Origin of the sequence: Marinospirillum sp. (genome assembly GCF_035271045.1) — a bacterium.
Lineage (GTDB): Bacteria > Pseudomonadota > Gammaproteobacteria > Pseudomonadales > Halomonadaceae > Marinospirillum.
Window position 1 is genome coordinate 173644 of record NZ_DATESC010000007.1, and the last position, 25171, is coordinate 198814.

28 protein-coding genes are annotated in these 25171 nt (G+C 42.3%); 11 read left to right on the forward strand and 17 right to left on the reverse strand.

Annotated features, from left to right (window positions below; genetic code table 11):
* Position 1: 1 nt before the first annotated feature.
* From mltB to VJY63_RS03520, 7 genes are read right to left on the reverse strand one after another with little or no spacing between them, the layout of a single operon-like run.
* Complete coding sequence (mltB, locus tag VJY63_RS03490) at positions 2–985, reverse strand: lytic murein transglycosylase B (RefSeq protein ID WP_324048352.1); 984 nt, start codon at positions 983–985, stop codon at positions 2–4.
* A gap of 17 nt (positions 986–1002) precedes the next feature.
* A complete protein-coding gene (rodA, locus tag VJY63_RS03495; protein WP_324048354.1) occupies positions 1003–2142 on the reverse strand; it encodes a rod shape-determining protein RodA in 1140 nt (379 codons plus the stop codon).
* Complete coding sequence (mrdA, locus tag VJY63_RS03500; RefSeq protein WP_324048355.1) at positions 2132–4009, reverse strand: penicillin-binding protein 2; 1878 nt, start codon at positions 4007–4009, stop codon at positions 2132–2134. Before mrdA ends, rodA begins: the two co-directional genes overlap by 11 nt.
* Positions 4010–4029: 20 nt before the next feature.
* Entirely contained in the window at positions 4030–4500 is a 471-nt protein-coding gene (rlmH, locus tag VJY63_RS03505; RefSeq protein WP_324048356.1) for a 23S rRNA (pseudouridine(1915)-N(3))-methyltransferase RlmH, read from the reverse strand.
* 9 nt (positions 4501–4509) lie between these two features.
* On the reverse strand, positions 4510–4875 hold the full coding sequence (rsfS, locus tag VJY63_RS03510; protein ID WP_324048357.1) for a ribosome silencing factor: 366 nt from the start codon (positions 4873–4875) through the stop codon (positions 4510–4512).
* Positions 4876–4915: 40 nt separating this feature from the next.
* Positions 4916–5587 carry a nicotinate-nucleotide adenylyltransferase gene (gene nadD / locus VJY63_RS03515; RefSeq protein WP_324048358.1) on the reverse strand — a complete coding sequence of 224 codons (672 nt, stop codon included), beginning with the start codon at positions 5585–5587 and terminating at the stop codon, positions 4916–4918.
* Positions 5568–6824: a glutamate-5-semialdehyde dehydrogenase gene (locus VJY63_RS03520; RefSeq protein ID WP_324048359.1), complete on the reverse strand. Its 1257-nt coding sequence runs from the start codon at positions 6822–6824 to the stop codon at positions 5568–5570. Before VJY63_RS03520 ends, nadD begins: the two co-directional genes overlap by 20 nt.
* Before the next feature lie 378 nt (positions 6825–7202).
* On the opposite strand from VJY63_RS03520, the gene VJY63_RS03525 reads away from it, so the two are divergent.
* Both VJY63_RS03525 and VJY63_RS03530 read left to right on the forward strand, forming a co-directional pair.
* Positions 7203–7946, forward strand: coding sequence for a hypothetical protein (locus VJY63_RS03525; protein WP_324048360.1), 744 nt, complete (start codon positions 7203–7205; stop codon positions 7944–7946).
* Positions 7936–8922: a GGDEF domain-containing protein gene (locus tag VJY63_RS03530; protein ID WP_324048361.1), complete on the forward strand. Its 987-nt coding sequence runs from the start codon at positions 7936–7938 to the stop codon at positions 8920–8922. The genes VJY63_RS03525 and VJY63_RS03530 overlap by 11 nt, the downstream gene beginning before the upstream one ends.
* Positions 8923–8941: 19 nt before the next feature.
* Here VJY63_RS03530 and VJY63_RS03535 read toward each other — a convergent pair whose 3' ends face one another.
* Both VJY63_RS03535 and mpl read right to left on the reverse strand, forming a co-directional pair.
* Positions 8942–9571 carry a flavin prenyltransferase UbiX gene (locus VJY63_RS03535; RefSeq protein WP_324048363.1) on the reverse strand — a complete coding sequence of 210 codons (630 nt, stop codon included), beginning with the start codon at positions 9569–9571 and terminating at the stop codon, positions 8942–8944.
* Positions 9568–10950, reverse strand: a complete 1383-nt coding sequence (gene mpl / locus VJY63_RS03540; protein WP_324048364.1) for a UDP-N-acetylmuramate:L-alanyl-gamma-D-glutamyl-meso-diaminopimelate ligase — start codon at positions 10948–10950, stop codon at positions 9568–9570. The genes VJY63_RS03535 and mpl overlap by 4 nt, the downstream gene beginning before the upstream one ends.
* 148 nt (positions 10951–11098) lie before the next feature.
* On the opposite strand from mpl, the gene VJY63_RS03545 reads away from it, so the two are divergent.
* Positions 11099–12358: a 6-phosphofructokinase gene (locus VJY63_RS03545; RefSeq protein WP_324048366.1), complete on the forward strand. Its 1260-nt coding sequence runs from the start codon at positions 11099–11101 to the stop codon at positions 12356–12358.
* A gap of 105 nt (positions 12359–12463) precedes the next feature.
* On the opposite strand, the gene groL is transcribed toward VJY63_RS03545, so the two are convergent.
* The 3 genes from groL to VJY63_RS03560 all read right to left on the reverse strand — a co-directional run bounded on the left by groL (position 12464) and on the right by VJY63_RS03560 (position 15136).
* Positions 12464–14122, reverse strand: a complete 1659-nt coding sequence (gene groL / locus VJY63_RS03550; protein WP_324048367.1) for a chaperonin GroEL — start codon at positions 14120–14122, stop codon at positions 12464–12466.
* A gap of 72 nt (positions 14123–14194) precedes the next feature.
* Positions 14195–14482: a co-chaperone GroES gene (locus VJY63_RS03555; RefSeq protein ID WP_027847802.1), complete on the reverse strand. Its 288-nt coding sequence runs from the start codon at positions 14480–14482 to the stop codon at positions 14195–14197.
* A 156-nt stretch (positions 14483–14638) separates the two neighbouring features.
* Entirely contained in the window at positions 14639–15136 is a 498-nt protein-coding gene (locus tag VJY63_RS03560; RefSeq protein WP_324048370.1) for an FxsA family protein, read from the reverse strand.
* A gap of 247 nt (positions 15137–15383) precedes the next feature.
* On the opposite strand from VJY63_RS03560, the gene VJY63_RS03565 reads away from it, so the two are divergent.
* Positions 15384–16145 (forward strand): SDR family oxidoreductase, encoded by a 762-nt coding sequence (locus VJY63_RS03565; RefSeq protein ID WP_324048371.1) that lies wholly within the window; start codon positions 15384–15386, stop codon positions 16143–16145.
* A 72-nt stretch (positions 16146–16217) separates the two neighbouring features.
* On the opposite strand, the gene VJY63_RS03570 is transcribed toward VJY63_RS03565, so the two are convergent.
* Positions 16218–16544 (reverse strand): ComEA family DNA-binding protein, encoded by a 327-nt coding sequence (locus VJY63_RS03570; RefSeq protein ID WP_324048373.1) that lies wholly within the window; start codon positions 16542–16544, stop codon positions 16218–16220.
* Between the two features lie 159 nt (positions 16545–16703).
* Between VJY63_RS03570 and pyrF the strand changes: the two genes are divergently transcribed.
* On the forward strand, positions 16704–17405 hold the full coding sequence (gene pyrF / locus VJY63_RS03575) for an orotidine-5'-phosphate decarboxylase (protein WP_324048375.1): 702 nt from the start codon (positions 16704–16706) through the stop codon (positions 17403–17405).
* Here pyrF and lapB read toward each other — a convergent pair.
* Genes lapB through VJY63_RS03590 form a run of 3 tightly spaced genes read right to left on the reverse strand, consistent with a single transcriptional unit; the run spans position 17383 to position 19202 of the window.
* Positions 17383–18564 (reverse strand): lipopolysaccharide assembly protein LapB, encoded by a 1182-nt coding sequence (gene lapB, locus VJY63_RS03580; RefSeq protein ID WP_324048377.1) that lies wholly within the window; start codon positions 18562–18564, stop codon positions 17383–17385. The genes pyrF and lapB overlap by 23 nt on opposite strands.
* A 26-nt stretch (positions 18565–18590) precedes the next feature.
* Positions 18591–18896 carry a lipopolysaccharide assembly protein LapA domain-containing protein gene (locus VJY63_RS03585; RefSeq protein WP_324048379.1) on the reverse strand — a complete coding sequence of 102 codons (306 nt, stop codon included), beginning with the start codon at positions 18894–18896 and terminating at the stop codon, positions 18591–18593.
* Between the two features lie 24 nt (positions 18897–18920).
* Positions 18921–19202, reverse strand: coding sequence for an integration host factor subunit beta (locus VJY63_RS03590; protein WP_324048380.1), 282 nt, complete (start codon positions 19200–19202; stop codon positions 18921–18923).
* A 189-nt stretch (positions 19203–19391) separates the two neighbouring features.
* On the opposite strand from VJY63_RS03590, the gene VJY63_RS03595 reads away from it, so the two are divergent.
* Together VJY63_RS03595 and VJY63_RS03600 are read left to right on the forward strand one after the other, a co-directional pair.
* Positions 19392–19703, forward strand: a complete 312-nt coding sequence (locus VJY63_RS03595) for a succinate dehydrogenase assembly factor 2 (protein WP_324048381.1) — start codon at positions 19392–19394, stop codon at positions 19701–19703.
* Positions 19663–20061 (forward strand): hypothetical protein, encoded by a 399-nt coding sequence (locus VJY63_RS03600; protein ID WP_324048382.1) that lies wholly within the window; start codon positions 19663–19665, stop codon positions 20059–20061. Before VJY63_RS03595 ends, VJY63_RS03600 begins: the two co-directional genes overlap by 41 nt.
* Before the next feature lie 14 nt (positions 20062–20075).
* Here the strand turns inward: VJY63_RS03600 and nadB are convergent, their stop codons facing one another.
* Entirely contained in the window at positions 20076–21716 is a 1641-nt protein-coding gene (nadB, locus tag VJY63_RS03605; RefSeq protein ID WP_324048383.1) for an L-aspartate oxidase, read from the reverse strand.
* Positions 21717–21866: 150 nt separating this feature from the next.
* On the opposite strand from nadB, the gene rpoE reads away from it, so the two are divergent.
* The 4 genes from rpoE to VJY63_RS03625 all read left to right on the forward strand — a co-directional run bounded on the left by rpoE (position 21867) and on the right by VJY63_RS03625 (position 25130).
* Positions 21867–22463 (forward strand): RNA polymerase sigma factor RpoE, encoded by a 597-nt coding sequence (gene rpoE, locus VJY63_RS03610; RefSeq protein ID WP_324048384.1) that lies wholly within the window; start codon positions 21867–21869, stop codon positions 22461–22463.
* A gap of 125 nt (positions 22464–22588) precedes the next feature.
* Complete coding sequence (locus tag VJY63_RS03615) at positions 22589–23239, forward strand: sigma-E factor negative regulatory protein (RefSeq protein WP_324048385.1); 651 nt, start codon at positions 22589–22591, stop codon at positions 23237–23239.
* A gap of 19 nt (positions 23240–23258) precedes the next feature.
* Positions 23259–23720 carry a SoxR reducing system RseC family protein gene (locus VJY63_RS03620; protein ID WP_324048386.1) on the forward strand — a complete coding sequence of 154 codons (462 nt, stop codon included), beginning with the start codon at positions 23259–23261 and terminating at the stop codon, positions 23718–23720.
* Between the two features lie 3 nt (positions 23721–23723).
* A complete protein-coding gene (locus VJY63_RS03625) occupies positions 23724–25130 on the forward strand; it encodes a DegQ family serine endoprotease (protein WP_324048387.1) in 1407 nt (468 codons plus the stop codon).
* The last annotated feature ends 41 nt before the right edge of the window (positions 25131–25171 follow it).

Consider the following 25171-nt stretch of genomic DNA (forward strand, 5'->3'; position numbering starts at 1 on the left):
GTTATTTCCGCAAGGCCTCAGCAAGTTCATGAACCGCTAAAGCATAGAGGCGGCTGTGGTTGTAGCGTGTAATAACATAAAAGTTCTGCATTCCTAATAAGTAAAACTCACTGTCGGGTAATGTAAAAGCCATCGGTATTGCCGTTAAGTTATTGGCTAAGTTTTTATTCGTGGGTTGTACGCCAGCAGCCTTAATATCAGCCAAAGTTAGTCTATTAAAGCGATTCATTCGTAACTCAGGCAATGCTGAATCTTTATCTAATTTAGTTATTTTTTCAATAACGGGTTGGTTTTTTAGCCAACCATGCGCTGCAAAATAGTTGGCGACTGAGCCAATGGCATCAACAGGATTAGTCCAAATATCAGCAAAATCATCGCCATCAAAATCAATGGCAAAATCACGGTAGCTGGTAGGAATAAACTGTGGGTAGCCCATCGCGCCAGCATAAGAACCCATAGGTAAGCGTGGGTTTAAGCTTTCTTGTTTAGTCAGGTTTAAAAACTCAACCAATTGGCCACGAAAAAATTTAGCTCTAGGTGGGTAATCAAACGACAAAGTTGCTAGGGCATCAATAACACGGTGACGACCTTTATTGCCACCATAAGAGGTTTCTACACCAATAATAGCGGTAATGATTTCAGCAGGTACACCGTATTGTTGCTCGGCACGTTTTAGGGCATCGGCATAGTCAGTCATAAACTTTTTGCCGCCGTCAATACGTTGCAAGGTAATAAATATTTTTTGGTATTCATGCCACACTAAAACGCGTTCAGCAGGGCGAGCAATTAAATCAAGAATATCTTGGCGTTTATTGGTTTCACGAAATAGATTTTGTAAATGCTCACGATCCATCTTTTTTTCGCGCACCATTTCATCAATAAAATCAGATACATCTTGACGTTGTGTAGGATCATAAGTGCTTGCTATTAACTGACTTAATGGCAGAAAGCAAAAAGACACAATAGCTAAAATACGCAAAACCATTTTTTTACCCCGAAAATTTACTTAACAATCATTTTTTTGTGAGTGTGTATCGACATAAGTACACCAAAGCCTATCATTAACGTGAAGCTAGAGGTGCCGCCATAGCTAACCAGTGGTAAAGGTACGCCGACTACAGGCAACAAACCACTCACCATACCTAGGTTAACAAATACATACACAAAAAAGGTTAAAATAATTGAAGATGCTAATAAGCGGCTGAAAGTATCATCGACAGATAAAGCAATCAACATTCCGCGCCAAATTATTAGTGTATATAAAGTAAGTAGTAGGATAACACCGACTAAGCCAGCTTCTTCAGCTAAAACTGCAATAATAAAATCAGTGTGCCTTTCGGGTAAAAACTCTAGCCTAGATTGTGTACCTTCTAACCAGCCTTTGCCGTATAAGCCACCTGACCCTATCGCGGTTTTAGATTGAATAATATTCCAACCTGTACCGAGTGGATCACTTTCAGGGTTTAAAAAAGTCTTGACGCGATTCTTTTGATAATCATGCATCACCATCCATAAAGCAGGTAATGCTGCTAAAGCTAACGCAATAAATGACATAATTAAACGCCAGCTTAATCCAGCTAAAAATAATACAACTAACCCAGCACCTGCTACTAAAATGGATGTACCTAAGTCTGGTTGAACAGCGATAAGTAGTGTGGGTATAGCCATTAGCAAAAAAGCAATCGTTAAGTTTTTCCAGTTAGGTGGTAAATGACATTGCGATAAATAAGACGCTAGCATTAGTGGTAAAGCAAGCTTCATCAATTCAGAGGGCTGTATTCTAAAAGAGCCAATGGATATCCAGCGTTGAGCTCCTTTGGCATCAATACCTAAAATTAATACGGCTAATAATGTTAGCAGTGTAAAAATATAGGCAATCAGTGCCCAACGTCGCATAAAACGTGGCGGAACTTGTGCAACAACAATCATTGCAACCATAGCAACACTGAAGCGTGTGGCTTGTGCCATCGTTGAATTTAAGTTGCCGCCCGTAGCGCTGTAAAGAATAACCAGACTTACGCTCATTAATATAATCAAGCCTAATAATAGCCAGCCATCAATATGGATACGGGTTAAAAAACTTTCTTTGCGCCGTAAATCACGATACGCACCAGGCAAGCTCCATAAGAAATCACGGGGCAAGGTCGTTCTCCTTCAAAGATAAGCGCTCTTGAGTGAGGTAAAAATCAAAAATCTCGCGTGCTAAAGGTGCCGCCACTCTACTGCCGCCACCGGCGTTTTCAACAAGAATTGCTAAAACAATTTGTGGGTTTTCGGCGGGGGCAAAACCAATAAAAACAGCGTGGTCGATAAGGTGTTCAGATAGACCTTCGGTGTTTCTGTTTCCTTTTTCTTGGCTTAGGCTGTAAACCTGTGAAGTGCCTGTTTTACCGGCTATTTTATAGTTAGCACCTTGTCCTGACGCGCGGGCTGTTCCTTCAAATCCATGCATGACATTAGTCATAGCATTAAAAATATAATCCCAGTCTTCAGGGTTTTTAAGTTCAATGTTTTCTTTACTGGCTTTTTTAGGCAGTAAATTTAATTGTGAGTCGGTACTGGCTAATAAACGTGGTGCTATCCATTGACCTTTGTTAGCAAGTACAGCGGTTGCTGTTGCTAGCTGTAAAGGTGTTGTAAGCCAATAACCTTGTCCTATGCCAGTGCTGAGTGTTTCACCAGGAAACCAAGGTTGCTTATAAGCGGCTTTTTTCCATTCACGGCTGGGCATTAAACCTTTACGTGCATTATTAACGTCTAACGCGGTACTTTCTCCAAAACCAAAGCGTTGCATAAATGAAGACATTTCATCAATGCCTAGGTTGTAAGCCAGATTATAAAAGAAAGTATTGTTAGAAACAGCAATGGCACGCTCTAAGTTAACCATACCATGCCCGTTTCGTTTCCAGTTACGGTATAAGCGGTCATCATTAGGGAGTTGATAATAACCTCTATCCATCAACTCATACTCGCGTGTTATGACTGAATTGTCTAATGCGGCGATACCCAGCATGGGTTTAATGGTTGATCCGGGTGAGTATTGACCACGACTGGCTCGGTCAAATAAAGGCAGTTGAGGATCTTTGCGTAGGCTATGGAAATCGGTAGAATCTAACATACCAATAAATACATTAGGGTCATAACCAGGTGAGCTAACCAGTGCTAAAATACCGCCTGTCTTAGGTTCAATAGCTACCACTGCAGCACTACGTTTATTTAATATTTTATAAATAAATTGTTGTAATTTGGCATCTAAATGTAAAGTTAAATCAATGCCTGGGCTAGGGTGCTCTGATTCAACGACTTTAATAACGCGACCTCGTGCGTTGGTTTCAACTTTACGATAACCAACTTTTCCATGTAGATTATCTTCATAAAAGCGCTCTACCCCCGTCTTTCCTAGGTAATGAGTGCCGCTGTAAGCTTTTTTATCTAGGTTGACCATATCTTCTTCGCTAATACGGCCAACGTAACCTAAAACGTGTGATAAAGCTTCACCGCTTGGATAGTTACGCAGTAGCTGTGCTGAAACATCAATACCGGGTAATAGGTGGCGATTAACTGCGATGCGGGCTATTTGTTCTTCGGTGAGTTGATCGACTAATAGTGCTGGCTCAAATGGGCGGCGGCGTTGAAAGCTGCGTTCAACCAACGTAGTTTGACAGGTTTCATCCAGTTCAAGTAGTGTACAGACTTGCGCCACAACTGCTTCAACATCGTCAGTTAGTTCACGGGTGAGTGTTAGGCTATGGCTGGGTAGGTTATCAGCTAGTAGTTGACCATGACGGTCATAAATCAAACCACGTGTAGGCGGTATGGCTTCAACACTAATACGATTACGTTCGGAACGCAGCGTATAGAGGTCGTATTGAAATACTTGCAAATAAGCCATACGCCCAACAAGTATGAGCATTAATAACACGACTAAAACAAGTAGCAAACGTCCACGAAATAAGAAAATATGGTTTTCTTTTTCGGAATCTTTAATTTGTCGTCTAAATTCAGTCATGGTTATTCAAACACAATTACTCAGCGGTGATAAGGATGACCAGAAAGTAGCGTCCAGGCACGGTAAAGCTGCTCTGCAAGCAACACTCTAACCAAAGGGTGAGGCAAGGTTAAAGCAGAAAGTGACCAACGTTGTTCGGCTAATTGTAAGCAGGCATCAGAAAGACCATCAGGTCCACCAATCAGCAAAGCAATGTCACGTCCTTCCATGCGCCAATCTTCAGCGACCTTGGCTAGCTGTTCGCTACTCCATGATTTACCTAGTACATCTAAGGCAATCACTTTTTCTTTACTGTTTTTTAAACGCGCTAAAACAGCATCCGATTCTTGCTGCATGGCCTTTTTTAAATCACTGCCTGGACGCCTAGTGCCTAGTGGGATTTCTTCAAATTCCACTTTAAAGTCATGGGGTAAGCGTTTGGTATACTCGGTCACTCCTTGTTCTACCCATGCAGGCATTTTTTGTCCAACAGCTAAAATTCGTATTTTCAAGATTTTTGCCTAATAAGTAGCTGTCTTATCAAGTTCGCTAACAGCCGGTGTTGCGTATTCACCCCAGAGCTTTTCTAAGTCATAAAACTCACGCGTTTGTGGTTGCATAACGTGAACTAGAATGTCACCTAGATCAACCAGTACCCATTCACCAGAATCCAAGCCTTCAATGCCTAAAAGCTTTAAATTGTGTTCTTTAGTTAAGTCTTGAACATTACGCGCTAACGCCATGACTTGCCTAGAAGAAGTACCGCTAGCAATAATCATATAGTCGGTCACACTGGTGGTGCCTTTAACATCTAATATCACTAGGTTTTGTGCTTTTAAGTCTTCTAAAGCATTAATCACGAGTTTTTTTAATTCGTCGACGTGCATTTTCACTCCAAAAATAAACAGCAGGGTCACAGGTAAAAAGTTACCGGTAAAGTCCTTGCTTGTTAATAAAATTTAAAACCGTGTCGGGTAATAAATAGCGTGCTGATAAGTTGTTAGCCAAAAGTTTACGAATATGCGTTGCTGAAATTTCAAATGTACTGGGTAAACTTAGCCTAAAAATGCGTCCCGCAGGGTGGGTCGCTAATGTTTCGTCTGCTGTTAATTTATGTTTTTCTAGTAACTGTAAAACCTCGTCCGTTGCTTGATACATTTGTCCTGGGCGTTCTAAAACAATTAAATGCACTAATTCTAATAAGCGTTCATTACGCGACCAATTGGGTAAGCCAATAAATGCATCCCAACCTAGCACCATTGCTAGTGGTTGTTGATTGCCATAATCTTTGCGTAAATTTATTAATGTATCCACCGACCAAGAAGGCCCTGCACGGCGCAATTCACAATCATCGGCAAACAGTAAGCTTTCGTCGGCAATGGCTAAACGTAGCATGGCTAAACGTTGTTCTGCTGTCGCTTTAGGTTGATCTTTATGTGCAGGACGCTGGCAAGGTACTAGATGCACCTTCTTAACGGGTAGTACTTGAGTCAGTTCTAGGGCGCTGCGTAGATGCCCATGATGAATAGGATCAAAAGTACCGCCGAACATTAACACTAAAGAGGACATTTTGGCATCATCAGCTGCGTATTTGACCATCACCTAGCACAATATATTTTTGAGAGGTTAAACCATTCAATCCAACCGGGCCTCTAGCATGAATTTTATCGGTAGAAATACCCACTTCAGCCCCTAAACCGTATTCAAAACCATCGGCAAAGCGAGTTGAAGCGTTGACCATGACGGAACTTGAATCAACCACCGCCATAAAACGTCTGGCACGGGTGTAGTTTTCGGTGACAATGGCATCAGTATGATGTGATCCATAGGTATTAATATGGGTCATGGCTTCGTCTAAAGAATCAACCAGTTTTATCGCCAAAATAGGTGCTAGGTATTCTGTCGTCCAATCAGAGTCAATGGCTGCTAGCATACTAGGTACTAACACGCGAGAACGCGCACAGCCGCGTAATTCAACCCCTTTTGCTTGATAAGCTTCTGCCAAAGCGGGTAATAGGTTAGCCGCTTGTGATTCGTGAATTAACAATGTTTCCATTGTGTTGCAAGTACCATAACGGTGCGTTTTGGCATTAATCGCAATGGCTAATGACTTTGCTTGATCGGCATAGCGATCAAGGTAAACATGACAAATGCCGTCTAAATGCTTAATAACGGGGATTTTTGCATCCGCAGTAATGCGCTCAATTAACCCTTTGCCGCCGCGTGGTACAAGCACGTCAATGTATTCACTTAGGGTAATTAATTCTGCAACGGCTTCACGGTCGATGGTTTCAACCACTTGTATTGAAGTTTCGGGTAAGCCTGCTGCTTTTAAGCCTAGCATTAAGCATTTTGCAATGGCTTGGTTAGAACGAATGGCTTCAGAGCCGCCGCGTAGAATGGCTGCATTACCCGCTTTTAAGCATAAGCTGGCTGCTTCAACAGTGACGTTGGGGCGTGATTCATAAATAATACCTATTACACCTAAAGGCACTCGCATTTTACCGACTTGAATACCACTGGGGCGATAGCTCATATCAGTAACTTCACCGATAGGGTCTGGTAAAGCGGCAACTTGACGTAAACCTTCTATCATCGCATCAATGCGTGCCTCGTTCAGCGCTAAACGGTCTAATAAAGCGGCATCTAACTGACGCGCAGCACCGGCTTTCATATCATCATTATTTGCGGCTAAAAGCTCTGCGCGTTGATTATCTAAAGCCTCCGCTGTGGCTAATAAAGCCGCATTTTTTACTTCGGTTGCTGTTTGAGCCAGCTGCCGTGAAGCGATTCTTGCTTGCTTGCCTAATGACTGCATATATTCAGCGATATTCATTTTTTTATGCTCTTTTTTAATACTAAACTGTTTAAATTATACACATTATACGCAAGCTAAAGGCGTTACCCTAGCCCTAGTGTGCATTCCGTTACAATCCTATTTCCTAATGGGATAACATTGAGTTACAATGCCCTTGCCAGGGGATGGTTAGGTCAGTCAAGATGGCTATTACAACACGTAAAAGACCGGGTACGCCGCTTTACGGCGCAAGTTATTTAATTAAGGTTTTGCCAAGTTATGGGACTATTCGAGTCCATACGCACACTTACATGGTGTCAACTACTTGCGTGTGGTTTATTTGCATTGCTATTTAGTTGGTATAGCTTTCAAGGTGACTTTATAATTGCCTTGGTTTATTTTAGCGGCTTTTTGGTCATGGGCTTATTGCTTTTAAGCGACCAAAACTGGCCTAAAAAAAGCTACCTTATTTTTAGTCAAGTGGTTTTTATGGTTTACACACTTGCTTCTTTATTGCTTATTTTGTTAGCAGAAAGCCCCATTTATTCGTTGCATTTAAGCCTTTTTTTAGCCTATCCCTTACTCGCTTTATCTTTATTGTCTTTTAGAGTAGCGCTATTTTTTATCTTGTTTTTTTCAGTTGCCGTTAATTTTTTATTAATGTTGCAATTGGATGGTGTGTTTCGTGCGGCTTACTTAACCGTTTTTTGGTCAATTACCTTGTTAACGCTGTTGCATTATTTTTCCCATATTGCTTATGCTGAGGGATTAAAAAAACAGTTAAATCGTGATGTCAAAACTCAATTATTAAATAAAAATCAACTTGTTATTAATTTATACAAAGAGCAAAAAAGAGCGCAGCGTGAATTAACCTCTTTAGGCATTATTTTTATTGTTAATGCAGATGCTTTTGATCTGTGTAGCATTAACGAAATAATGCATTATTTTTCACCCTATGAAGGACTGTATTCTTTATCGAGCAATCAGTTGGTAGCATTGATTCCTTTGTTTGATACCGCTGAACTTAACTATCGAGAAAACGAATTAGTTAAACAGCTGCCTAAGTTAAGTTTTAGTTCGCAACTTGACACTGAACAGCAACCTTTAGTCGACTACTTAAAAGCTTATATTAATAAGCTTGAGGTAGAAAATGAATACTGATAAGTTTAATTATAAAAATAATCAATTAATAGCAGTTTTTTATTTTATTATAGGCATTGGGTTGGCTTTTTTAGCTGTGCAATTTTACTTGTCAAGTTATTATCAAGCCATTTTACTGCCAACACTTTTTACACCCATTTTTTTTGCATTAGGATTATGGCGTTGGCAAACGTCTAGTCAGCTAAAAAATGATCCTGCTGCCGTATTAGCGTTAGTAATGTTGGCTATTTTCTTATTATTACAACCAAAGGTATTTAATGACATTACTCAATGGCATTGGGTTGGGCTTTGCTACCCTTTGTTGGCTTTTTATCTTTTACCTACTTCCGCATCTTTAGTTTTTAATATTTTGCTGTTAATAGGTTGGCTTAATTTAAGGCTTTACAATCAACCAATAGAACAAAATATTGTTTTTTCTACTTTTTTCTTGTTATTTACATTAATAGTTTGGATTTATGCCATTCGTAGTAAGATTGAAATAAAGAAACTTGAGAAATTGATGGGTGTTGATAAGGAAACAGGACTTTTAAATAAATACTATTTTAATGAATACCTGAATGCCGAGGTGAGTCGCTCTAGGGTTACTAAAAAACCTTTATCTTTATTGTTAGTAGAATTGCACCAATACCCAGAAATCAAAAAAGAGCTAGGTATAAATTTGGCTAAAAGCTTTATTCAAGATGTTAGTAGTGTTTGTCGAAATAATTGCCGTATTGGTGATGAGGCTTACCGTTATGATATGCAAACACTCTTAATTTTAATGCCCAATACAACCATTAATGGTTCTTTAGTGTTAAGAACTCGGCTTTATCAAAATTTATTACAGGCCTTAGTGTGTGATATTGGGCCACTTGATATCACGATAACACCACTTGAATTGCGAGCCGGTGAACAAACTGTAGACTTTCAAACCCGTATTGCTAACAGTTGTTACCACTCACTGAGTGAGCGAGTGGACGATAATTTGAGTAATTAATTAGGTATTAACAATTACTTTATTCACCCCATTTAGTGACAAGTTGCTGATCTAAGCCTAAATGATCCATCACTCTGGCAACGACAAAATCAATTAAATCTTCAATCCTTTTAGGGTGGTGATAAAAGCCTGGGCTGGCTGGCATAATCACCGCACCCATTTGGGTCAGTTTTAACATATGTTCTAAGTGAATTTGGTGCAGCGGCATTTCACGCGTCACTAAAATAAGCTGCCGCCGCTCTTTTAAAACCACATCACCAGCACGTTCAATTAAATTATTGCTAGCCCCCGTTGCTAGGGCAGAAAGCGTACCGCCTGAACAAGGGCAGATAACCATACTCGATGCAGCACCTGAACCTGAAGCCGCTGGCGCAAACCAGTCTTCACGCCCATAAGCTTTAACTTGCCCCGATAATTCTGCGTAGTGTTTATTAAGTTGCTCGGTAAGTTTGTCGGCATTAGCAGGCAGTTTTTCGTTCGTTTCAACTTCGATGACTAGGTGTGCTGCTTTAGAAATCATCAAATCCACAGCACAGTTTTGTGCTAACAAGCATTCCAATAAACGCAAGCCATATTGCACACCCGTTGCACCTGTGATGGCTAGGGTGACTCTTTTTTGTTGGTTTGTGTTCACTTGTGCTCGATTCATCGTTTCGTTTCCATTTCTCTTAAATCGTCCATTAGCGCTTGATGCAAACCGCCAAAGCTGCCGTTACTCATTAACACCACCCAATCATCGGGTTTTAATTTGGCTAATAAAGCCGCTTTAAGTTCGGTTAACGCTGTAAAAGACGAACCTATGTTTAACTCGGCAGGCGACCAGCTCATTTTAGGCGATTGATACCAATATACGTCATCTGCTAATGCAACACTGGCAGGCAAAGCTGAGCGTAAAGTACCTAGCTGCATGGTATTAGATCGGGGTTCAATCACCGCAATTAAACGGCCTTTACAACCGGCGCGCGCACCTTCTAAGGTCGTGGCAATGGCGGTTGGGTGGTGGGCAAAATCATCGTAAACTTGTATGCCGGAAACTTTACCCAAACATTCCATACGGCGTTTAACACTTAAAAAGCGGTTTAATGATTTAACCGCTTGTTGGGCTGGAACACCCGCGTGCCTTGCAGCGGCTACAGCAGCTAATGCATTGTTGATATTGTGTTCACCTGTGAGTGACCAGTTGACTTCACCTAGGTATTCACCTTTTAAATACACTTCAAAACACGCACCAGCAGCATCTTTTTTAACTGCCCACCAATCGGCTTGATGATTAGTCTGGCGATTACCCAAGGTTTCAACTTCGCTCCAACAGCCTTTTTCAATAACGGCCTGTAAAGCAGTATCGGCTTGTGGATAAATGGCACGCCCATTAGTGGGAAGTAGGCGCATTAAATGATGAAATTGAATTTGAATGGCGGCTAAGTCAGGAAAAATATCGGCATGGTCAAACTCAAGGTTATTCAGCACTAGCGTGCGTGGCGCGTAATGCACAAATTTAGAGCGTTTATCAAAAAAAGCGGTGTCGTATTCATCGGCTTCAATTACAAAGAAAATCGAGTTTCCTAAGCGGGCTGGAATGCCAAAGTTAGTGGGTATGCCGCCAATTAAAAAGCCTGGCGACATATTGGCATCTTCTAATAACCAAGCCAACATACTGGCGGTCGTTGTTTTACCATGCGTTCCTGCAACGGCTAAAACCCAGCGTTGCTGATTGTCTTTTTGCCCACGCAATAGGTGGTCGTGTAGCCACTGAGGGCCAGAAGTATACGGCAAGGTTGAGTTTAGCAGCGCTTCAACGCAAGGTAAGCCACGGCGCATTACATTACCAACAATCACTAAATCTGGCTTGAAGTCTAGTGGGTTATAATCAAAGCCTTCGTGTAAATGAATGCCTGCAGCAAGCAGTTGATGACTCATGGGTGGGTACACTTGCTGGTCTGAACCACTCACGCTATGCCCCATTTCTCTGGCTAAAATAGCTAAAGATCCCATAAAAGTGCCACAAATGCCTAAAAAGTGTAGGTGCATAGCTCAACTCATTTTGCTTAATAGAAAGTTGTAAAGTTTACCATTGTCAGCAACTTCTAGCGCAAGACATCATGCATAGATGCATTAGATCCGGTAGAATAACCGCAATTTTAATCCTATCATTAACCAAGCAGGAGCTTTTTTGACAATGTCCAAGCAAAACGCTTTTTACGCCCAGTCTGGCGGTGTGACTGCAGTAATCAATGCAAGTGCGTGCGGTGTAATTGAAGCTGCGCGTAAGCACAGCGATTCTATTGGCACTGTTTATGCAGGCCGTAACGGTATTCTTGGCGCTTTAATGGAAGAACTCATTGATACTACTGCACTGTCTGATGAAACCGTTGCAGCGCTTCGCCACACGCCTGGCGGTGCTTTTGGTTCTTGTCGCTATAAGCTTAAAGATGTTGAAACGCATAGGACTCAATACGAGCGCTTAATTGAAGTATTCAAAGCGCATGATATTGGTTATTTCTTTTATAACGGTGGTAATGATTCTGCTGATACGTGTCTAAAAATTGCTCAGCTGGCTGAAACTATTGGTTATCCACTAAAAGCAGTACACATTCCTAAAACGGTTGATAACGATTTACCCATTACTGATAACTGCCCAGGCTTTGGTTCGGTTGCTAAGTACATTGCAGTATCGACTAAAGAAGCTGCGATGGATATTGAATCCATGAGTGCCACTTCAACTAAAGTTTTTATTCTTGAAGTGATGGGTCGCCATGCGGGTTGGATTGCAGGTGCGGGTGGTTTAGCTGGTGAAGGCGAAGGCGCTGCACCGCACCTGATTATTTTCCCAGAAATTCCATTTGATCGCGCTACCGTTATGGCGCGTGTTGATGACTGTGTTAAGAAATACGGCTACTGCGTTATTGTTGTTTCAGAAGGCGCAAGCTATTCCGATGGTAGCTTTCTTGCTGATGCTGGTACGACCGATGCTTTTGGTCACAAGCAATTAGGGGGTGTTGCACCTTCTTTAGCAGCAATGGTTAAACAAGATTTAGGCTATAAATACCACTGGGCAGTAGCTGATTACTTACAGCGTTCCGCACGTCACCTAGCTTCTGCAACAGATGTTCAGCAAGCTTATGCTGTGGGTGAGGCTGCTGTTAAGCTGGCTTTGGCGGGAAAAAACTCAGTGATGTCTACCATTGTTCGTACCAGTGAAACACCTTATGCATGGGCAGTGGGTGAAGCGCCCTTGTCTGAAATTGCTAATGTAGAAAAATTTATGCCGCGTGATTACATTACGCCAGATGGTTTTGGTATTAGTGAGCTAGGCCGTAATTACCTATTACCACTGATTCAAGGTGAAGATTACCCACCGTATAAAGATGGTATGCCTGATTATGTGCAGTTAGACCACAAATTAGTGGCTAAAAAACTAGCTGATTTTGATATTTAACTAGGTTATTTCTTAAATAACTTTGACGCAATAAAAAACCCCGATTATAAAATCGGGGTTTTGTTTTAAAACTTAACAACTATTAACGCTAAAGGGTAAAACGGATTACATCATACCGCCCATGCCACCCATGCCACCCATACCGCCCATGCCACCCATGTCGCCCATACCACCAGCAGATTTTTCTTCTGGTAGCTCAGCAACCATGCACTGGGTAGTAATCATTAGACCACCAACCGATGCAGCAGATTGTAGTGCAGTACGTGTTACTTTAGCTGGGTCAAGTACACCCATTTCAACTAGGTCACCGTAAACGCCGGTTTGTGCGTTGTAACCAAAGTTGCCAGTACCTTCTTTAACTTTAGCAACCACAACAGAGGCTTCTTCGCCAGCGTTAGTAACGATTTGGCGTAGGGGTGCTTCCATCGCACGTAGAGCAATTGCAATACCGTGGTTTTGGTCTTCGTTGTCGCCTTTAACGGCTCTAACGGCTTCAAGTACACGAATTAACGCAGTACCGCCACCAGGTACAACACCTTCTTCTACTGCTGCGCGAGTTGAGTGCAGAGCATCTTCAACACGGGCTTTCTTCTCTTTCATTTCCATTTCAGAAGCAGCACCGATACGAATAACAGCAACACCGCCAGCAAGTTTAGCTAGGCGCTCTTGTAGTTTTTCACGGTCGTAGTCAGACGTTGTATCTTCCATTTGCGCACGAATCTGCTTAACGCGTGATTCGATATCGTCTTGGCTACCCGCACCATCAATAATGGTGGTTGATTCTTTGGTTAGCACGGCGCGCTTAGCGGTACCTAGGTGTTCTAGCGTTGCATCTTCTAGGTTTAGGCCAACTTCTTCTGAGATAACAGTAGCATTACTCAGAATAGCGATGTCTTGTAGCATTGCCTTACGACGGTCGCCAAAGCCAGGTGCTTTTGCTGCAGCAACTTTAACAATGCCGCGCATATTGTTAACAACTAACGTTGCCATTGCTTCGCCTTCGATATCTTCAGCAATAATTAGCAAAGGCTTACCGCTTTTTGCAGTTGCTTCTAATACTGGCAATAGCTCACGGATGTTAGAGATTTTTTTGTCTACAAGCAGGATGTAGGGGTCTTCCATTTCGGCAGACATATTATCTTGGTTGTTTACAAAGTAAGGAGAGATGTAGCCACGGTCGAACTGCATACCTTCAACCACTTCTAGCTCATCTTCAAAACCACGGCCTTCATCAACCGTAATTACGCCTTCTTTGCCGACTTTTTCCATAGCGTTGGCAATAATTTCACCAATGCGTGCATCACCATTTGCAGATATAGTACCGACTTGGGCAATCGACTTGGTGTCTGCGCAAGGCTTAGCAAGCTTTTTAATTTCTTCAACGGCTACGGCTACGGCTTTGTCGATACCGCGCTTAAGGTCCATTGGGTTCATACCCGCTGTAACAACCTTAAAGCCTTCGTTGACAATGGCTTGTGCCAAAACAGTTGCGGTTGTAGTACCGTCGCCTGCTTCATCAGATGCTTTAGACGCTACTTCTTTAACCATTTGTGCGCCCATGTTTTCGAACTTGTCTTTGAGTTCGATTTCACGCGCAACCGATACACCATCTTTAGTAACAATGGGTGAACCGTAAGATTTGTCGAGTACAACATTACGACCCTTAGGACCTAGGGTGGTTTTCACTGCGTCGGCTAGAATATTGACACCAGTAACCATGCGCTTACGAGCGTCATCACCGAAACGTACATCTTTAGCGGCCATTTTCTTTTCCTGTTCTTAAATAAGGGTTGTTCTTAAATAACTGTCTTGGATAGAAGGGGTGTTTAGAAAGGTCTAGCTTTCTAGCACACCGAAAATTTCGCTTTCGTTCAGAATCAGTAGTTCTTCACCGTCAATTTTAATGGTGCTGCCAGCGTAGCTGCCAAAAATGACCTTATCACCAGCCTTAACTGACAGTGGACGCAACTGACCATCAACAAAGCGACCTTCACCGATAGCAACAACTTCACCTTGCTGGGGCTTTTCTTTAGCACTGCCTGGTAGAACAATACCGCCAGGGGTGGTGGTTTCTTCTTCCATACGACGAACGACTACACGATCGTGCAAAGGACGGATTTTCATTGCTGAATGTCTCCTGATAGGTCAACGTATTGTTTAGGTATTTTGCTTGTTTTACTTGCTTTTCCGGTTATCCGGATTACCTGCACTAGCAATTAATCTGCATAGAACAGGCAGGAATTTTGTTACATCTACTAAATGGGGATGATGAAATTAATTTCAAGGCTCTTTTTCATCTTTTCTTTGAAACTCTCCTTCAAGTACACGCGCAGAACCTTCCAAGTTATTTTGCTTTTGCATAGGGTCATTTTTTTTAGCTTGATAAGTATTTTGTTGTCCGTAAGCGCTGCTTTGTTGTTGATAAGTAGTGCCTTGATTTTTAGTTTTTAAGGGACTAACAAGTAATTTTCGAGTAAAAGGCAGCAACAGCAGTAAACCTAAGAAATCTGAAATAAAGCCTGGAATAAATAATAAAATACCCGCCAAGCCAACAGCGGCGGTTTCTAAAATAGCACCAATAGGCGTTTCACCTTGCTGCATTTTCTCACGTATAACTAACTGTAAGCGCCGCCATTCTAACTGTACTAATAATAAACCTAATGCAGCTGTAGCAACAATCAGTAAAACAGTAGAAAAAGCGCCAGCCTGTTGACCAACCTGAATCATTAACCAAATTTCAGCCAAAGGCCAAACCAATAAAAGAAAGAGTAGGGGCATTTTTTAAGCCTTGTTTTGAGCAGTTGTAATAAAAGAAGTGGTGACTCTTATCTCTTTATTCAAGTGTTGTAGTAAATTTTGCTGCTAGTGACGCACTGGTCAATTATTTTCACTTTCTTTTACTTTTTCTATTTCGCAAGTGCGAGATGATGCGTTATATTGGCTAAGAAGCGTATCGGTTAAGACACACAAGTGTCTGTTAAATTCTACTTTTAAATTCTATTATTTATAACAATTGAGGTGAACTATGCAAGTTAAAGGTGCAGTGATTGCAATTACCGGTGGTGCTCAGGGTTTAGGCAAAGCAATGGCTCTAAATTTGGCCGCGCAAGGTGCAAAATTAGCACTCATTGATTTAGACGAAGAAAAATTGCAAGCAACCCTTGCCTTAGTTAAAGAAGCCGGTGGTGAAGGTCATTATTACCTAGCCAACGTTGCAGAAGAAACAGCAGTAGAAAGCACCTTTGCACAAATTGCCAAAGACTTTGGCACCTTGGATGTATTGGTTAACAATGCCGGTATTACGCGTGATGGTTTGTTAGTTAAAGCTAAAAATGGCGAAGTTACTGGTAAAATGAGTTTGTCTAACTGGCAGCAAGTCATTGACGTTAACCTTACTGGTGTTTTCTTATGTGGTCGTGAAGCAGCGGCGCAAATGATTAAGCTAGGTAGTAAAGGCGTTATCATCAACATTTCTTCTATTTCTCGTGCCGGTAATATGGGTCAAACTAACTACGCTGCTGCTAAAGCGGGTGTTGTTGCCATGACCGTTGCTTGGGGTAAAGAGCTTTCTCGCTACGGCATTCGTACTGGTGCTATTGCACCTGGCTTTGTGGCAACAGACATGGTTTCAGCTATGCCTGAAGAAGTATTAGGTAAAATTGTTGCTGGTATTCCTTTGAAGCGCTTAGGTCAGCCTGATGAAATTGCTCACACAGTGCGCTACATCGTAGAGAACGACTATTTTTCTGGTCGTGTTGTTGAGTGTGATGGTGCTTTACGCATCTAGTACTGCTTAGTTTTATCTAAATAAAAACTTTACCAAAAAGCCCACTAAAAAAATCAGTGGGCTTTTTTTCAATTAAAAACTAACTAAATGCTCTAAACGGGCTGTCGTTTTCTCGCCAATACCTTTAACAATTTGCAAGTCTGCTAGGCTAGTAAAACCTCCTTTTTGCTCACGTGCATCAATAATTGCTTTTGCCTTAAACGGACCAATGCCGGGTAAAGTGCTTAATTGCTCAGCACTGGCTTTATTGACATTAATACGGCTAACAGACTGTTGCAGCGTGGGTTGTTCTATTTTAGCTAAATTTGCGGGTTCATTGGCAAGTCCTAAACCGCTAAAACTTAACAGTAGAAATAAAGCAAAAAAACCTGAGATAGATTTGATAGAATTTCCTTGCATATTTAAATCCTCTTTAATTGACTTTACTTGAGGTGCCAGCCTTTGCTGAACTGACTCTTTTAGCTTAGAAGCGATAAGTGGTTTCAGCTAGGCAAGTGGCAATGCAAAAACACCTTCTTTATTGATAAAACGCAAGTATTGTGGTTTTAATTAACTTTTATGGAGATCTTCGTGAGTCCAATTATTGTTGCGCTTGACTTTTCTTCTGCTGAACAAGCTTTAGCCCTAGCCGATCAATTAGATGCCAAACATTGCCGTGTCAAAGTAGGCAAAGAGTTATTTACTCGTTCTGGCCCTAGTATTCTTAATGCTTTGCAGCAGCGCGGCTTTGATGTGTTTTTAGATTTGAAATACCACGATATTCCCAATACCTGTGCTCAAGCTGTTTTAGCCGCAGCAGAACAGGGCGTATGGATGGTGAATGTACACGCCAGCGGTGGTTTGCGTATGATGCAAGCGGCCAAAGAAAATCTTGTTAAAAACAATTTAAACACCCAGCTCATTGCCGTTACGGTGTTAACCAGTATGGCACAGGCTGATTTTCAAGAATTAGGCATTCAACGTTCGATTGAAGAGCAAGTGCTGCGTTTGGCAAAATTAACCAACGAGGCAGGATTAGACGGTGTGGTTTGTTCCGCGCAAGAAGCCAGTCTGCTGCAGGCTGAATTGGGTAAAGATTTTTTGAAAGTAACACCAGGTATTCGTCCAGCCACTGCAAGCTTTGATGACCAGCAGCGTATTATGACCCCAGAAGCGGCAATGGCAGCGGGTAGCACCCACTTGGTTATTGGTCGTCCAATCACTCAAGCAGCTAATCCTGCTCAAGCATTAGCGGATATTATTCGCCTTCTACCCCAATAATAGGCTTGATACTGCCCCACTCTCGGCATTTGGGGCATTGCCAATAAAGTTGCTTGCTTTCAAAGCCACAGCTACCGCAGCGATGTTCAGGTTTTTGTTGCAGTAGCTGATGGGTTAAGTTTTTTAGCGTTAGTAGGTGGGCGCGTTCATCACCCCCCGCTTGATGTAAATAAAGGTTAATTAAGTAATCGACACCCTTCAACGAGCCTTCACGCAACATATAATAGTCAACTTTTTCTAATGCTTCTTGGTGGCGACCTTTTTGCCGTAGTATTTCAGCAAGGTGAATTAGCACTGAAGTATAGTTATGTTCTACTAAGATTTTTTCTAAGGTGTTAACCAATTCTTTAGGTTGGTTCAGCACTTTATAAGCATCCACCAACGTTTGTAGCATGACTGGAATATAGGCTGAGTCTTGTTCAGGTATGCGTAGTAATATTCTTATGGCTGCTTTAGCACTACCACTTTGTAGCTCTAGTTGTGCCATAAGTAGTGTGGCACGAATGCAGGCAGCATCAAAAGCAGCGGCTTGCTTTAATAGCTTTTTAGCCGGTACAAAATTATTTTTACTGAGCTGTATAGCGGCTAGTTCACACGCATAGTGAGCGGCGGCTTTTTTTAGTGGCAGATTTTCTTTTAGCATAGCCGGTGAAATCGTATGAATGGCTTTTTGCCATTCTTTCTCGCGCTCATATAAATCGACTAATAATAACTGGCTAGCTTGCCCTGTTTCAGTATTCTGCCCTGTTAACTCACTTAACAAACCTTCTGCACGGTCTAACAAACCTGCAGCCATAAAATCTTTGGCAAGTTCTAGCTGCACTCTAGCGGCTTGTTCTTTGGTTAAGCTAGGGCGAGCAAATAAATTTTGATGTACACGAACTGCTTTATCAGATTCGCCACGACCGCGAAATAATTTACCCAAAGCAATGTGCGTTTCTATCGTGTCTGAATTAACCTCTAATGCTTTAATGAAAGTTTCTATGGCAGCATCGGGTTGTTCGTTCAACAGATAATTTAAGCCAACAAAATAGTCACGGCTTAACTGACTGGTTGTTCCTGGCGGCGGTAATTTACGGCGGCGCTCTTTACGACCCAGCCACCAACCTAGCGCGAGTGCTAAAAAAAGTAACAAAAATAGCAGGATTTCCAGTGGCATAAACAGTCTGTCGTTAGTAAAGGATGTTATTTAGGTGCTTTAAAAGTAAGCGTGCGTAGTTTATGCAGCTCTTCTTTTTGTTGTTTAAGCTGGCGTTCATGGCTTATCAATTTTGCTTTGTAACTAGCCAACTTAGGCAGCATAAGTAGAACACCCAATACTAAGCCAGTAATCAAGCTAAGAATTAGCCACAGCGCCAAACTGTTTTCTGGTAGTTGAATAAAGAGTAAATCTAAAGGTGTGGGTTGTTGGTTACGCAACGTAAACCCAATGCCAAGTAATAACAGAGCCAAGATTAATGCTAGGGTAAAAAGCGATTTAATGAGTTTCATACTTGTCCCTAGTTTTAGGCGTGCCTAGTCTTCATTAACTTGCTCGCGCAGTTCTTTGCCAGGTTTAAAATGGGGAACATATTTACCTGCTAACTGCACGCTAGCACCTGTTTTAGGATTACGACCTTTGCGTGGTTCACGGTAATGTAAAGAAAAGCTACCAAAGCCTCTAATTTCAACACGACCACCCGTTGCTAGGGTATCGGTCATATAATCAAGCAGCAATTTAACCGCCAACTCAACCTGTTTAAGGCTAAGGTCACTTTTACGCAATGCAATTTGTTCTACAAGTTCAGATTTGGTCATGCCCTTCACTCCGTCTCTGGGTGTTAGGTTTTTGATTTTACTAGCATAGTTGCCTTTTACTAAATACACAATAATTAGCCTATAAACAACTGCTTAACTAAGATAAGCCAGAAGTATTTGGTTTACTGTCACTTTACGCTTAGACTGGGTGTTTGCTAATTTCTGGTACAAGTCAATTTTGAGGCTGATATGACTAACGTAACCCCTTCTTCTTGCACATCAACTCCTGAAACAACGGAGCGTAATCGTCTTTATTGGCAAAGTCGCCGTGGTATGTGGGAGCTAGATTTACTTTTAGTGCCTTTTTTAGACGGGCGCTTTAACCAAATTTCTGAGCAATTACAAAATGACTATAAGCGCCTTTTAAAAGAGGAAGATCAAGACTTGTTTGTTTGGTTAATGCGTCGTGAACCCACTAAAGATGCTTCGTTGCAAGCCATAGTTCAAGAAATTATTGATAATGCAGAACACGGAAACTTGGATCAATATAAAGGCCTCTAAGCTTGGGCGCTGTTTTTTTCTATTTGGTTATGCTGGTTTAATAAGTGTAATTATTGACTATTCGCAGCCATTAATTAACGGGCTAATAATTTTTGTTTTGTTGCACGCTGGCTGGAGTTGGCGGCAAGCGTTTGGTAGTGCAGCGCCTGTCGCTTTTTTAATCGAAAATCATCAGCTTTATGTGCAGCTTGCTTCGGGGCAGTTACAAACTGTGCAACCTCCTTTATTAATAAGCAGCCGCTTTGCTTTGGTTTTTAAGCGGTCAGGCTTGTTTGTTTGGCCTTGGCTGTTATGGCCTGATGCAATAAGCGCTAAAGAACATCACCAGCTACGTTATTTTTTACGCAGTTGGCGATAAGCCAAAATCAATCATTACCAATGATCCGGCACTAGCAAAGTATCACGCGCTTCAGCCGCCGTTGTTGGGTAATCCAAGGTATAATGCAAGCCTCGGCTTTCTTTACGCAGTTGTGCTGAGCGAATAATTAACTCAGCTACCGTTGCCAAGTTACGCAACTCTAATAAATCACTGCTAATGCGGTAGTTAGAATAATAATCATGGATTTCAGACTGCAACAGCTTAATACGGTGCTGCGCCCTTTCTAAGCGTTTGTCCGTTCTTACAATGCCCACGTAATCCCACATAAAACGGCGAATCTCATCCCAATTATGGCTAATCACCACGTCTTCATCAGAATCAGTGACTTGACTTTCATCCCAAGCGTCTAACTTGGGCGGTTCTTTAAGATTAGGCAGTTTGCTTAATAAGTCTTCAGCCGTTAAACGCCCATAAACAACGCATTCCAACAGTGAATTACTGGCCATACGGTTAGCACCATGTAAGCCAGTAAACGCGCATTCACCTATGGCATACAGCCCTGCAATGTTGGTTTGTCCTTGGTGATTAGTAACAATGCCGCCACAGGTGTAATGGGCAGCAGGTACAACAGGCAGTGGCGCTTTAGTTATGTCGATGCCTAATTCTAAGCAGCGTTGATAAATGGTGGGAAAGTGTCCACGAATAAAATCTGCATCTTGGTGCGAAATGTCTAAACAAACGTGATCTAAGCCAAGGCGTTTCATTTCATGGTCAATGGCACGCGCCACCACATCTCTGGGTGCTAATTCGCAGCGGGCATCAAAACGGTGCATAAAAGCTTCGCCGTTGGGTAGTGTTAACCGTGCTCCTTCGCCACGTAAAGCTTCGCTGATTAAAAAACTTTTAGCGCTGGGGTGATAAAGGCAAGTGGGGTGAAATTGATTAAACTCCATATTGGCAACCGAGCAACCTGCCCGCCACGCCATTGCAATGCCATCACCTGAACTACCATCAGGGTTAGAGGTATACAGGTAAACTTTACTTGCACCCCCCGTTGCTAAAATCACTGCTTTGGCAGCAAACGCTTGTACTTTAGCCTGTTTAGTATCTAAAACATAAACGCCTACGCAAGCCTGTTCAGCTAAACCTAACTTATGACGGGTAATTAAATCAACGGCAAGGTGGTTTTCAAAAACATGAATATTGGAGTGCTGCTTAACCCTTGTGATTAAGGTTTCAGAAATGGCTAAGCCTGTTGCATCATCCGCGTGTAGAATACGCCGAAAGCTGTGCCCACCTTCACGGGTTAAATGGTAAGACAAGGGTGAGGCATCATCGCCAGGCAGCAAAGGGTTATCGCTTGATGCTGACTTATGTTCAGCGGGTGTAAAAGGCACACCTTGGTCTATAAGCCATTGAATGCTATTGCGGCTTTCGTTTACTACTAGCTCAACCGTGTCGTGGTGACAAAGCCCTGCACCGGCGATAAGCGTGTCTTCAATGTGCGCTTCTAAAGAATCTTCTGGGTCAACAACCGTGGCAATGCCGCCTTGTGCCCAACGGGTTGAACCTTGGTTTAGAGCAGCTTTGCTCAGCAGCGCCACTTTTTTTGTATTGGCTAGGTGCAGTGCTGCAGTCATCCCCGCTGCACCACTGCCAATAATAACAACATCAAACCGCTGAGAAACAGGCATAAGGTAGAAATCCTTAATTAAAAATGCTTATTGTTCAATGCGCTTTAGCGCTTTTTGAGAAAGCTTAGCCGTGCTAAGGTATAGCGATTTTGACCTCTCTGGCAAGTCTTGATCCTTCGATTGGTTTGCGTAATGACTTGGAGTTCCTGAATGACGAGCGCAAGGGAAACAGACCAGCGATTGGTCGAACGTGTTCAAAAGGGCGATAAACGTGCTTTTGATCTTTTGGTAAAGAAATATCAACACAAAATTATTGCGCTGATAGGACGCTATGTAAACGATCACCACGAACAGCAAGACGTTGCTCAAGAAGCTTTTGTTAAGGCTTACCGTGCATTAAATAATTTTCGGGCTGAAAGTGCGTTTTATACTTGGCTATACCGTATTGCCATTAATACTGCAAAAAATCACTTGGTTTCAAGAGGGCGGCGACCACCAGGAACGGATGTTGATATTGAAGATGCAGAAAATTTCAGCTTTTTTGATGGCATGAGTGACAACGCTTCACCTGAAGCCAATTTGATGCGTGATGAATTAGAAGAGCGCATTTTTGCGACCCTTGCACAACTGCCTGATGATTTAAAAACAGCGCTTAGTTTGCGAGAGTTTGAAGGTTTAAGCTATGAAGAAATTGCTGAAATTATGCAGTGTCCGGTCGGCACGGTTAGATCAAGAATTTTTCGTGCGCGTGAAGCTATCGACAAGGCGATAGCGCCTTTAGTGAAATCGGTGGATGCTAAGCATTAGCAATGGCTGATAAATACACACAAAATTTACAAGGTTTTTTTAATATTTAATAAAACCAAATGGATGACTCGCTGTCTAGGATAGAACCACAAGCATGATCGTTTATTCTTAATGAGGTATCTGGCATGACAGAAAAGCTACACCAGTCTCTTTCTTCTATTATGGATGGCGCTGGTGATGACTTGGAGCTGCCGCGCTTATTGAATACTATGCAGGCATCGCCCCAAATTAATGATGAGTTAAGTGCTAAGTGGCGTCGCTATCACTTGGCACAAGGGGTGTTACGTAGTGAATTGCGTGGAACAAAACATCCAAAAGCCGCTCAATTTGATATTTCAGCAGCGGTTATGCAACAAATAGACGATGAAAATTTAAGTTGCACTGCTGCGAACTTTACGCAAGAGTCGGGGCATAAACCAGCATCGGGTCATAAACCAGAGTCGGGTCAATGGTGGCGTGGTGCAGCGTTAGCCGCTTCAGTTGCTTTGTTAGTCATTACCGGCACACAAATTTATAACATCAATCAAGAAAGCGAAGGTTCAGCGCCTGCTTTTGCAGTGCAAGAATTTGTAACACCCATGACTCGGCCGATAATAGAAACCAGTCATGTAGCTTCTGATTGCCAATCACCGCTATTTTCAGGTGTTGCTATTATTAACCTGCCTATTGAAATGTCGCAACGCAAACCTTGTAGCAACAACATTCAAACTTTTTCACCCTTATTAAATGCTCAGCAATCTAAGCAACAAGGCATTACCCCTGTCTCGTCACGTTAATCATTAGGAAAAACATGAGATGACTTGGGTTACACAAGAAGCCGAAGTGCTTACCCACTCAACTAAAGGTCAAGTGGAAGTGAAAGCCTGTACTTCCCAAGGTTGTGGTTCGTGCCGTTTAGCCAGTCGTTGTGGGCAAGGTTTATTATCACGCTGGTTGTTACGGCGAACGCCTAGTATTACTTTACAAACCGAGCTGCTGTTACAACCTGGCGACCGTGTGTTACTGGGTTTAGAAGCCAGCCAATTAAATGTTGCTGCATTGTTGCAATTTTTACTACCCTTGCTGACTTTACTAGCGGCTGCCATGTTAGCGGAGTTTTTAGGTGTAACAGCAGGCTTTAAGCTTTTTTTAATGGCGTTAACGGGTTTAGCCGGTGGTTTATTGTTAGCCAGGCGATTGGCTACTGCCAGCCCATTTAAACTTTTACGTCAGTTAAACCCTTCCATTTCACCCTTCCCTAATAAGAATCGGAGCTAACCTATGCTCAGTAAAAAAACTGCGTTTCAAGCTTTATCCTTCACTTTATTACTTGCTTGCTCTTTGTTGGCGTCGGCGGCTAATTTACCTGATTTTACGCAACTGGTTGAAAAAGCCGCACCTGCGGTTGTCAACATTAGCACGACACAACAAGTGCAAAAACGCACCTCACGGATTCCACAAGAAGTTCCTGAAATTTTTCGCCACTTTTTTGGTGAAATGCCAGAAGGGTTTGAGCAAGAACCTTCAAAAAAACATCAACAATCGTTAGGTTCGGGATTTATTATTTCTGAAGATGGTTATATTTTGACCAATAATCACGTTATCGAAAATGCTGATGAAATTATGGTGCGTTTAAACGATCGGCGTGAATTGGTTGCTGAGCTGATTGGTAGCGATCCTTCCAGCGACCTTGCTTTACTAAAAGTAAAGGCTAAAGGCTTACCAGTAGTAAAAATGGGTAACTCTGACCAGTTAAAAGTTGGCGAATGGGTGCTGGCAATTGGTTCACCTTTTGGTTTTGATTATTCAGTAACCGCCGGTATTGTCAGCGCGAAAGGACGTTCGTTACCCAACGAAACTTATGTGCCTTTTATTCAAACCGATGTGGCGATTAACCCAGGTAATTCAGGTGGGCCGCTGTTTAATCTAAATGGCGAAGTGGTAGGGATTAACTCACAAATTTATACCCGTTCAGGTGGCTTTATGGGCTTGTCTTTTGCCATTCCCATGCAAGTTGCGTTTGATGTTGCTGAACAGTTAAAAAGTCAAGGGCGAGTCAGTCGTGGTTGGTTAGGCGTTGCTATTCAAGATGTTAACCGTGATTTGGCAGAATCTTTTGGGCTAGAAAAGCCACAAGGTGCTTTGGTGGCTAACGTTGACCCAGAAGGCCCTGGTGCTAAAGGTGGCTTAATTGCTGGTGATATTATTTTGCAAGTCAATGGAAAAACCATTAATACCTCGTCAGACTTACCACCGACCGTCGGGCGTATTCGTCCTGGCGAAAAAGGACGGTTTGTCGTCATGCGTAATGGTTCACGTAAAACACTCAATATTGCTGTTGGTGAGCGTCCCAATGCCCCTCAAGTTGGTAATCAAATCGGTGGTGCTACATCAGCTCCCATCGCTGCTGACCGATTAGGCTTAAAGGTTGAGATTGTACCTACTGCTTTAAAAGAGCGCTGGTTTGTTGATAACGGCGTGCAAATCACCGAAGTTAGTGCAGACAGCGCTGCGGCGATTGCAGGTTTACGTCAAGGTGATGTGCTGGTGTCGATTGCCGGTAAAGAAATTACTAGCCCTATGCAATTTGGCAATCTAGTTAAAGCATTGCCTACTAATCAATCATTAGCGGTTCGATTGGTTAGACGTGGTAGCCCATTATTTGTGGCATTACGCATTAACGATTAGCCACATTAATAACTAGCACTTGACTGCTAGCATTTCTTTGC